Source organism: Hymenobacter caeli, assembly GCF_013294115.1.
GTDB lineage: Bacteria > Bacteroidota > Bacteroidia > Cytophagales > Hymenobacteraceae > Hymenobacter > Hymenobacter caeli.
In genome coordinates this window covers 124,476-134,544 of record NZ_JABSNP010000015.1, presented here as the reverse complement: position 1 = coordinate 134,544, position 10,069 = coordinate 124,476, and the positions used below count along the sequence as shown (strand labels likewise).

At 65.3% G+C, this 10,069-nt stretch carries 6 protein-coding genes; 4 read left to right on the top strand and 2 right to left on the bottom strand.

All coding sequences use genetic code 11. From position 1 onward, the window contains the following. Positions 1 to 144 precede the first annotated feature (144 nt). On the bottom strand, positions 145 to 1,095 hold the full coding sequence (locus HNP98_RS15595) for an efflux RND transporter periplasmic adaptor subunit (RefSeq protein ID WP_173811087.1): 951 nt from the start codon (positions 1,093 to 1,095) through the stop codon (positions 145 to 147). Positions 1,096 to 1,269: 174 nt separating this feature from the next. Beyond that, positions 1,270 to 2,607, bottom strand: coding sequence for a TolC family protein (locus HNP98_RS15590; protein ID WP_217425795.1), 1,338 nt, complete (start codon positions 2,605 to 2,607; stop codon positions 1,270 to 1,272). Positions 2,608 to 2,795: 188 nt separating this feature from the next. On the opposite strand from HNP98_RS15590, the gene HNP98_RS15585 reads away from it, so the two are divergent. From HNP98_RS15585 to HNP98_RS15570, 4 genes are all read left to right on the top strand, one after another. Next, the gene (locus HNP98_RS15585) at positions 2,796 to 3,473 is read left to right on the top strand and encodes a response regulator transcription factor (RefSeq protein ID WP_173811085.1); all 678 of its coding nucleotides are present in this window, start codon (positions 2,796 to 2,798) and stop codon (positions 3,471 to 3,473) included. 182 nt (positions 3,474 to 3,655) lie between these two features. Then, complete coding sequence (locus HNP98_RS15580) at positions 3,656 to 4,957, top strand: sensor histidine kinase (RefSeq protein ID WP_173811084.1); 1,302 nt, start codon at positions 3,656 to 3,658, stop codon at positions 4,955 to 4,957. A 332-nt stretch (positions 4,958 to 5,289) separates the two neighbouring features. Then, positions 5,290 to 8,451, top strand: a complete 3,162-nt coding sequence (locus HNP98_RS15575) for a SusC/RagA family TonB-linked outer membrane protein (RefSeq protein ID WP_173811083.1) — start codon at positions 5,290 to 5,292, stop codon at positions 8,449 to 8,451. A gap of 68 nt (positions 8,452 to 8,519) precedes the next feature. Further along, a complete protein-coding gene (locus HNP98_RS15570) occupies positions 8,520 to 10,052 on the top strand; it encodes a RagB/SusD family nutrient uptake outer membrane protein (protein WP_173811082.1) in 1,533 nt (510 codons plus the stop codon). Positions 10,053 to 10,069 lie beyond the last annotated feature (17 nt).

Genomic DNA, 10,069 nt, shown 5'->3' with positions numbered 1-10,069 from the left:
GCCACCCGGTACGATAAGCTGGATGCGCATTTTCTGGCTTTTATTCACCTGGCCGCAACCGTCCTCTGGCTGCGTGACTGTTAACACTTCCTAGTCATAAGCCTACTAAACGGGCATCCCCACCCAACGACTGCGTAACATCAGTTATTTAGTCACTTTCACCGCCGCCGTGTCGTCGAGCCCAAAGTTGCCGCTGAGCAAAATCCTGTCTTTGGCCGAAAAAGCGGGGGCCTTGATTTCGACGTTGGCCGGCTGCTGGGCCCCCACGGTCACGGGGACCTTCACGGCGGTGGAGTCGTTGAGCAGGCGCATCACCCAGAACTGGGTCTGGGTTTCGTCGGTGAGCACCGCGCCGCGGGGCAGGGTGCGGGCCAGGTGGGGCGCGGTGCGGTCCAGCTCGACTTGCACGGCCAGGTTTTCGGGCAGGCTGGGCACGGGCCCCGTGGGGCGGATGGTGTAGCGCTGGGTTTGGATGCTCACGTCGGCCGTGGCCAGCACCTCGGCCACGCGGCCGGGCAGCACGCGGCCGTCGGGCAGCAGGATGCGGCAGCTTTGGCCGGTGTGCACGTAGCGCAGCTGCGTCACGGGCACGTCGAGGATGAAGCCGAAGCGGTTTTTGTCGTAGGTCAGGCCCAGTTGCTCGCCGTCCTGCACGTAGTCGCCGGCCAGCTTGTCCACGGTGGCCATCACGCCGTTGCGGGGCGACTTGATGCGGATGAGGCCGCTGAACTTCAGGCGCGGGTCGCCGGTGAGCTGGTCCAGGTGCAGCACCCTCGATTCCTTGGTTTGGAGGGTGAACACCGTTTGGCCGGCCTGCACCGCCTGGCCCACCACGGGGGCGGGGGCCAGCACGTAGCCGGTGGTGGTGGCCCGCAGCGCGTCCTTGGCCGGGTAGGCCGACACGGCGCTGAGCCGCAGCACGTCGGTGAGCGTGTCGGTTTGCACTGCGCCCACCGTCACCAGGGCCCGGGGCTTCACGGCCGGCTCGTCGCCCTCGGCGGCGGGCGCGTCGGCTTCGGCCGGGGCTTTGGAGCCGCAGGCGGCCAAGCCAGCGAGGAGGGCAGGGAAAAGGAACGGGCGGAACGGGAGGGTCATAAAGTCAAGCCAGAAAAACGTCATGCTGAGCGCAGTGCAGCGGAGTCGAAGCATTTCTACTGCGGCAGTAATCATAATTAGTCAGCGGGAGAAATGCTTCGACTCCAATCCGTTACGCGGACGCCAGATGAGCAGGACGTTGTATAGTGACGTGATGACGTTGCATAATGGCTCTTATTCAGCTAAATAATCCAGCGCAAACCGGCTGCGCAGCCGGTCGGCTTCGGCCTGCGTGAGGCTGAACTGCAAGGTGCGGTAGCTGGTCACCAGGTTCAAATAATCCAGGATGGCCACGTCGCCGGTGGCCAGCTGCTGGCGGGCGGCCCCCACCAGGGCCTCGGCCACCCGCAGCTGCTCGCGGATGCGGGCCGACAGCGCCTCCGAGGCCCGAATCAGCCCCAGCAATTGGTCGTACTGCTGCTGGCGCTGCACCGTCGCGAAGCTGCGGTAGCCGCGCCGGCTCTGCTCGTCCAGGTCGATGCGCTGGTACTGGAGCTGCCGCTGGTGGCCGTCGAAAATCGGCAGCGCCAGCAGAAAGCCCGCCCCCAGGCCCGCGCTGTGCCCCAGGGCCAGCAGCCCGGGCTGCGACGACTGGATGCCCGCGTCGAGCACGGCGCTCAGCTTGGGGCGGTAGCTCGCGTCCACGGCCCGGCGGTCGAGGCCGTAGCGCAGGCTGTCGAGCGTGTACTGGCGCTGCACGATGGAGCCCAGCCCGGCCAGCTGCCGCAGCGGGGGCGGGGCGGGGGCCTCCACCGCCACCAGGGCCGTGTCGGCCACGCCGCAGAGGTAGCGCAGGGCCCCCAGCTCGCGCCGGTAGCCGAGGCGGTTTTGCTCCACGGTCACCTCCTGGGTGCGCACCGACAAGTAAAAGCTCAAGTACTGCGTCTGCTTGAAAATGCCCGCGTCCACGAGCTGCCGCAGCTGGCGGTCCTGCACCCGCAGCTGGGCCAGCAGCTGCTCGCTGAAGTCGAGTTGCAGTTGGGCCGCGTAGGCCGTCAGGAACTGGTCTGTCACGGTGCGGCGCAGGTCCAGGGCCGAGAGGCGGCCGGTGTTGCGCAGCACCTGGCCCTGGCTGCCCAGAATCTGGTAGTCGGTGCGCAGCTGAAAGCGGTTGAGCACGGGCTTGGTGGCCTGCGCGAAGCTGGCGTAGTTGCCGCCGTTGCTCACGGCCTGGTCGTAGCCCAGCACCTGCTCGCCGCTGCCGTTGGTGATGCTGGGCGACACTACCGCCGCCCCAATGCCGGCTATCTGCAAGCCGTTTTGGGCCTTGCGGCGCAGGCTGTCGAGGCGGTTCTGGGCCACTTGGTTGCCCAAGCTGCGCAGCAGTGGACTGGTGCCGTAGGCCACTTGCAGGAAATCGTCGAGCCGGCGCGGGCTGCCGGGCAGCGCGGGCGCGGCGGCCGGCGGGCCCCCCAGGCTCGGCGGCGCGGGCACCTGGGCGCGGGCCGCCGGGGCCCCCAGGCCCAGCAGCAGGGCCCCCAGCGCCAGCCAACGAAAAAGGAAAATCACCAAGGCGAACAAAAGGAGGGGAGGAGCGCGAACGAACGCCGTAAAAGTGCGGCGTAATTCTGAAGAAAAATTGGTGCCGCCGGCCCCGGAGGCCGGCTTGCCCCGCCGCGCCACAGAAACTCCTCAGCTTTGCGCCGTTCTTTCGCAGGCCGCGCGGCGAACTCTACCGCCCGCCGCCGGATTATCTTTTTATGAAACTTCTGCTGGTCGAAGACGAACCCGCCCTGCGCGCGGCCCTGCTGGACTCGCTGCGCCCCGGCGGCTACGTGGTGGAGGTGGCGGCCGATTTTGCCCAGGCCTACGAGAAAATCAAGCTCTACCGCTACGACTGCGTGCTGCTGGATTTGACGCTGCCCGACGGCAACGGCCTCGACCTGGTGCGGGCCCTCAAGGCCGACGGCTCGCCGGCCGGGGTGCTCATCTTCACCGCCCGCGACACCCTGGAAGACCGCATCGCCGGCCTCGACCTGGGGGCCGACGACTACTTGGTTAAGCCCTTTCACTTGTCGGAGCTGAACGCCCGGCTGCGGGCCATCATCCGGCGGCGGCAGTTCCAGGGGCAGCACCACATCGTGTTCCGCGACCTGCTCGTGTGGCCCGACCAGGCCGAGGTGCTGGTGCGCGGCGAGCCCCTGGCCCTCACCCGCAAAGAGTACGATTTGCTGCTCTACCTGCTCGCCAACCCCGACCGCGTGCTCACCAAGGAAGCCATCGCCGAGCACCTCTGCGGCGACGCCGTGGACGCCGCCGACTCGTTCGATTTCATCTACACCCACTTCAAAAACCTGCGCAAAAAGCTCCAGGAAAAAGGGGCCGACCACTACATCCGCACCATGTACGGCGTAGGGTATAAGTTGAGCAGCGAGTAAGTTGTAAACAGTGAGCAGATTTGAGCAGTCGGAACGTCATGCTCATCTGGCGTCCGCGCAGCCGAAGCATCTCTACCGCGGCAGTAAGCCAATCGATTGAGTTAGCGCAGCAGTAGAGATGCTTCGGCTCCGCTGCGCTGCGCTCAGCATGACGACCTTATCTTAACTGTTCACTGCCTTCAATGAAGCTGCTCGCCGCCACCAACCGCTACTACCTGGCCCTGGCGGCGGTGCTGTTCGCGGTGGGCAGCGGGGCCCTGTACTACGGCGTGAACCGGGCCCTGCGCCACGAGCTGGGCGAGCAGCTGGCCGAACGCCGCGCGGTGCTCACGCAGCGGGCCGAAGCCGGCCGGCCCCTGCCCGCGCCCCCCTTCGACGAGGAGCTGGCGGTGAGCGCCCGGCCCCGGCCCCTGGGCTTTGCCGACACCGCCCTCCTCGATGCGGAGGAGCACGAGTGGGTGCCCTACCGGCAGCTCACGTTTGCGGTGCGGCCGGCGGCGGGGCCCCCGGTGTGGGTCACGCTGCGCAAGTCGCTGGTGGAAACCGACGACTTGCTGAAAGTCATTCTGGAGGCCATGCTGGGGGTGCTGGCGGCGCTGCTGGGCGGGGCCGCCCTGCTCAACCGCTGGCTGGCGGGGCGGCTGTGGGCCCCGTTCCGGCACACGCTGGGGGCCCTGCGCGGCTACGACCTGCACCAGCACCGGCCCCTGGACCTGCCCACGCCCGCCATTGCCGAGTTTGCCGAGCTGAACCAGGCCCTGACGCACCTGAGCCAGCGCCTGGTGGCCGACTACGAAACCCTGCGCGAGTTCACGGCCAACGCCGCCCACGAAACCCAGACCCCGCTGGCCATCATGCAGGCCCAGCTGGAGCAGCTGCTCCAGCTGCCGGCCCTCGAAGCCGACCCGGCCGCCGCCCCGCTGCTGGCCGAGCTGTACGGGGCCACCCGCCGCCTCTCGCGCCTGCACCAGGCCCTGGGCCTGCTCAGCCGCATCGAAAACCGCCAGTTTGCCGCCGCCGTGCCCGTGCGCCTCGACGAGCTGCTGGCCGAAAAGGCCCGCCACTTCGGGCCCCTGCTCGACGCCCGGGGCCTGGCCCTGCGCCTGCACGCGCCCCCCGCCCCGGCCCTGCAGATGCACCCCGGACTGGCCGACTCGCTGCTCCACAACCTGCTGCACAACGCCATCAAGCACAACGAAGCGGGCGGCGACGTGACGGCCACCCTCACCGCCGGGGCCCTCGAAATCAGCAACCCCGGGGCCGACCCCGGCGGCGACCCGGCCCGTTTTTTCGAGCGCTTCCGCAAGCACCGCGCCACCGCCGACTCGCCGGGCCTGGGCCTGAGCATCGTGCAGCAGATTTGCGCCTATTACGGGTTTGGACTGTCCTACGCCTTCGAGCCCGCGGGCCGCCGCCACGCGCTACGGGTGAGCTTCACTGGCGGACCAATAGCGGAAAAAACGGCAGTTTTACACAAACGATAAAGTAATTTTTTTCTCCGGGCAAAAAATTACACAATCCTTTGTTTACAAGCCGTGAAGGCACATTTTGACGCTCTCTTAAACCAGATAGCGAAGTCGAGAAACGTAAAAAGATAAATACTCTTCCGGATTTTTTTGGGCACATCCCGACTATTTCTTAATATTACGCCCATCAACCCGCCCTAAAATTACGAAAACGGGTGGCTGCCCCAAACGGAAGCCCCCGGAATGCCCCCGCTAATGCCTGCTTCAGCACTTTTCCAAAGGCGCTTTTTTTTGCTGGTTTTACACAATCGATTGTGTTTTTTCTTCTCTTTTCCCACCCTTTTTTAAGTATGAAAAAGTCAGTACCCAAGATGCACCGGCTGCTGCTGCCCGCGGTGCTTTGCTGCCTGCCCTTGCAGCCGCTGTTCGCCTTTACGGCCACGGGCGGCGCGACGCCGCCCGTGGCCCGGCCGGTGGCCGGCCCGGTCAGCGGCCGCCTCACCGACGAAAAAGGCAGCGGCGTGCCCGGCGTCAACGTGATTGTGAAGGGTACCAGCCAGGGCACCCAAACCGACGCCGACGGCCGCTACACGCTGCCCAGCGTGCCCGACGGGGCCACGCTGGTGTTCAGCTTCGTGGGCTATGCCAACCAGGAAGTGGCCGTGGGCGGCCGCGCCACCGTGGACGTGCAGCTGGTGCCCAACGGCAACCTGAGCGAGGTGGTGGTGGTGGGCTACCTCGCCCAGGACCGCCAGAACCTGAGCAGCGCCGTGAGCAGCCTCGACGTGAAGGAGGCCACCAAAACCCCCGTGGCCACCGTGGTGCAGGGCATCCAGGGCCGGGTGGCGGGTGTGCAGATTCAGGGCTCGGGCGGGCCCGGCGACACGCCGGTCATCGTCATCCGCGGGGCGGGCAGCGCGGGGTCGAGCAGCAGCAGCCCGCTCTACGTGATTGACGGGCTCTGGACGGACAACATCCGCGACCTGAACCCCAACGACATTGCCACGCTCAACGTCCTGAAAGACGCTTCCTCGACGGCCATCTACGGCTCGCGCGGGGCCAACGGGGTGGTGCAAATTACCACCAAGCGCGGCAAGGCCGGCGTGCCCACCATCGGCGTGAACGCCTACGCGGGCGTCGACAACCTCTACAAGCGCTACAACCTGACCAACGCCAGCCAGTGGGCCGACCGGGCCGTGACGGCCTACGCCAACGCCGGCCTCGACCCGCTGAACAGCGGCCAGAACAGCCTGGCCGGCGCGGTGAAGGGAACGGGCGGTAAATTCGACCCCAACACGGACACCGACTGGCAGAAGGCGTTTTTCCGCACCGGCCGCACCGAGGACTACAACCTCAGCCTTTCGGGCGGCTCGGGAGAGGGCAAAAACGCCAGCAACTACCTGATTTCCGGCGAGTACTTCCACCAGGAGGGCATTGTGCGGGGCCCCGATTTCAAGCGCTACAGCCTGCGCCTGAATTCGGGCCTGACCAAGGGCCGCTTCCGCTTCCAGGAAAATGCCCAGCTGACCCACATCGGCACGACGCTGCTGAACGGGCTCCCTTTCATCGATGTAATCACGTACCTGCCCAGCATTCCGGTGTACAACCCGGCCAACCTGGGGGGCTTCGGCACGGGCGACGGCGTTCAGAACACCTTCGCCACCAACCCCGTGGGGGCCCAGCAGCTGCTGCGCCGCACGCAGTCGGACAACCGCCTGGCGGGCAACTTCACGGTGGACTACTCCATCTTCGACTTCCTGACCTACCGCCTGAACCTGGCCATCGACGGGCACCTCTACAACAACGCCGACGCGCAGCAAAACGGTATTCTGCGCCAGAACACGCCCATCAACACCTCGTCGCTGACCGAATACCAGGGCTACGACGTGTTTTTGATGGCGGAGAACACGCTGAATTTCAACAAGAGCTTCGGCGACCACCACGTGAACGCGCTGGTGGGCTACTCGCAGCAGGACACCAAGTACCACAACACGAACGCCCAGACGCAAGGCTTTACCTCCACGCCGCAGTACTACTTCCAGCTGGGTTCCGGCCAAACCGCCGGCGTGGTGGGGGGCACCGAGGGCGAAATCACCCGCGAGTCGTACTTCTCGCAGGCCACCTACGACTACAAGAACCGCTACCTGGTGTCGGGCAGCTTCCGGCGCGACGGCTCGTCGCGCTTCGCCCCGCAAAACCGCTACGGCAACTTCGGCGCGGCCTCGCTGGGCTACCGCCTCAGCGAAGAAGAGTTCTTCAAAAACGCGGTGCCACAAATCAACAACCTGAAGCTGCGGGCCAGCTATGGCGTGATTGGCAACGAAGCCCTGAACGGGGCATACTACGGCGCTTATCTGCCCACGCCCGTCATCGGCCAGAACGTGAATTACATACTCGGCACTGGCCAAACATTCATTAACGGCTCGACGCAGATTACGCTCAGCAGCCCTGACATCCAGTGGGAGGAACGCCGCACCAAGGACATTGGGTTGGACGTGGCTTTCTTAAGTAACCGCCTGACGCTGGCGGCCGATTATTACATTGCCGAAACCCGCAAGGCCCTGGCCCCGGTGACGCTGCCGGTGTACTTGGGCAACTTCGGGGGAGCCCTGTTCCAGAACGCGGGCAACCTCGAAAACCGGGGCTTTGAGCTGGCCCTGGGCTACCACGAAACCAAAGCGGGCTTCACTTACGGGGCCGACTTTACCCTGACGACGCTCAAAAACCAAGTAACGGCCCTGCCCACCCCCGGCCAAGCCATTCCCGACGGCATTGGCATCACCAGCACCACGGTGGGCCAGCCGGTCGGGGAGTTCTTCCTGATACCGTTCGACGGCATTTTTCAGTCGAAGGACGAGGTAAATAATTACAAAAACAGCGCGGGCAAAGTCATCGAGCCCTACGCCTCGGCCGGCGACGTGCGCTACAAAGACACCAACGACGACGGCGTGATTGACAGCAAGGACCGGGTGTACACGGGCACGCCTTACCCCAAGCTGCAATACGGCCTGAACCTGAACGCCGGGTACAAAAACTTCGACATCTCGGTGTTTATCCAGGGCGTGAGCGGCAACCAGATTTACAACAGCGCCAAGTACGCCCTGGAGCGCTACGACGGCCCCAGCAACTACGAGTCCGACGTGCAGCCCTGGACGACCAGCAACCCCTCGACCACCACGCCGCGGCTGCTGCAAGGCGGCGGGGCCGGCGACCTGGGCCTGGCCGCCGCTTCCAACTCGCTGTTTAACAGCACGCGCTGGCTCGAAAGCGGGTCTTACCTGCGCCTGAAAAACGTGCAGCTTGGCTACACCTTCCCCAAGGCCCTGCTGGGCCGGGTGCCCGCCATCGGCAGCCTGCGGGTGTACGTGACGGGCCGCAACATCGCGACCTCCACCAAGTACTCGGGCTTCGACCCGGAGATTACGGGCACGGAATACTTCGGCCGCGGCATCGACAACAGCGCCTACCCCAACGTGCGCACCTTCACGGGCGGCGTCCAGGCCACTTTTTAATGTTGCGGGGGCGTGGCCAGCCAACGCCGGCTGCCCTACAACTTCATCCGTCTTTTTTCTAACCTGATATGAAATTTTCTAAGATTTCCACGGTGCTGCTGGCGGGCGGCCTGCTGCTGGCCACCGGCTGCCAGAAGGACCTGCTGGACAAAACGAACCCCAACGCGCCGTCGACCTCGCAGTTCTGGCTGACGGCCGACGACGCCAACAAGGGCGTGATTGCCTGCTACTCGGGGGTGCAGCAGTACGCCTGCTACGGCCATTCCTGGCAGTTCATCACGGCCCGCTCCGACGAGTCGTTCAGCCAGAGCCCCTTCGTGGAGCTGGCCATTTTCACCCGCTTCATCCAGGCCAACAACAACTTCTTCATCTCGTCCTTCGCCTGGAACGACTACTACCGCACGATTTACCGCACCAACCAGGCGCTGACCCACATCCCCGACATCCAGATGGACGCCGCGCTGAAGGCCCGGCTGTTGGCCGAAACCCGGTTCGTGCGGGCCCTGATGTACTTCGACTTCGACTCGTTTTTTGGCAACGTACCGCTGATTATCACCGAGTCGACGGCCACCACCCGGGCCCACCAGGCCACCCCGGCCGAGGTGGAGGCCCAGGTGATTGCCGACCTCACGGCCGCCATTCCCGACCTGCCCCTGACCTACGGGGGTGCCGACAAGGGCCGCGTGACCAAAGGGGCCGCCCAGGCCCTGCTGGCCAAGATGTACATGCAGCAGCACAAGTACACCGAGGCTTCGGCGCTGTTCGCCACCATCATCAGCTCGGGTACTTACTCACTGGTGCCCAACTACCTCGACAACTTCACCGACGCCAACGAAAACAACGCCGAATCCGTGTTCGAGGTGCAGTACTCGGGCGCGGTGCTCGACGTGGGCCAGGGCCAGGACAACGCGTCGGCTTCGGAGGGCTACGACCGGCCCAACTTCTTTGGGCCGCCCATTTACTCGTTTTCCGACGTGCAGCCCCGCCGCTGGCTGCTGGACGCCTACACCGACTCGACGGTGGCTTTGGCGGCGGGCAGCACTACTAAACACCGCATCGACCCCCGCCGCGACGTCTCCATCATCAGCAACCTCAACCCCGACCAGTTCTACGGCAAAACCTTCGCCCAGCTCGGCTACAACCCCAGCCAGCAGTACTGGCGCAAGTACCTGAACGACCGCACCCGCACCACGCCCGAAAACTTCACCTCGGGCATCAACTTCCGCGTCATCCGCTACGCCGACGTGCTGCTGCTGCAAGCCGAAGCCCTGAACGAGCTGGGCCAGACCGCCCAGGCCGTGCCCCTCGTGAACCAGGTGCGCCAGCGCGTGGGCCTGGCCCCCATTTCGGCCGCCAGCTACACCCAGAGCAGCCTGCGCCTGTACATGCGTGCCGAGCGCGGCCGCGAGCTGGCCGGCGAGGGCCAGCGCTGGTTCGACATCAACCGCTGGGGCCTGCTCGACAACCAGGCCGGCCTCAACGACCTGATTACCCGCGACCCGGACTTCAGCAACTTCCGCCTGGGCGTGTCCAAGTACATGCCCATTCCGCAGAGCGACATCGACATCGACCCGGGCATCAAGCAGAACCCCGGGTACTAGCCCCCGGCCGCCGGGGC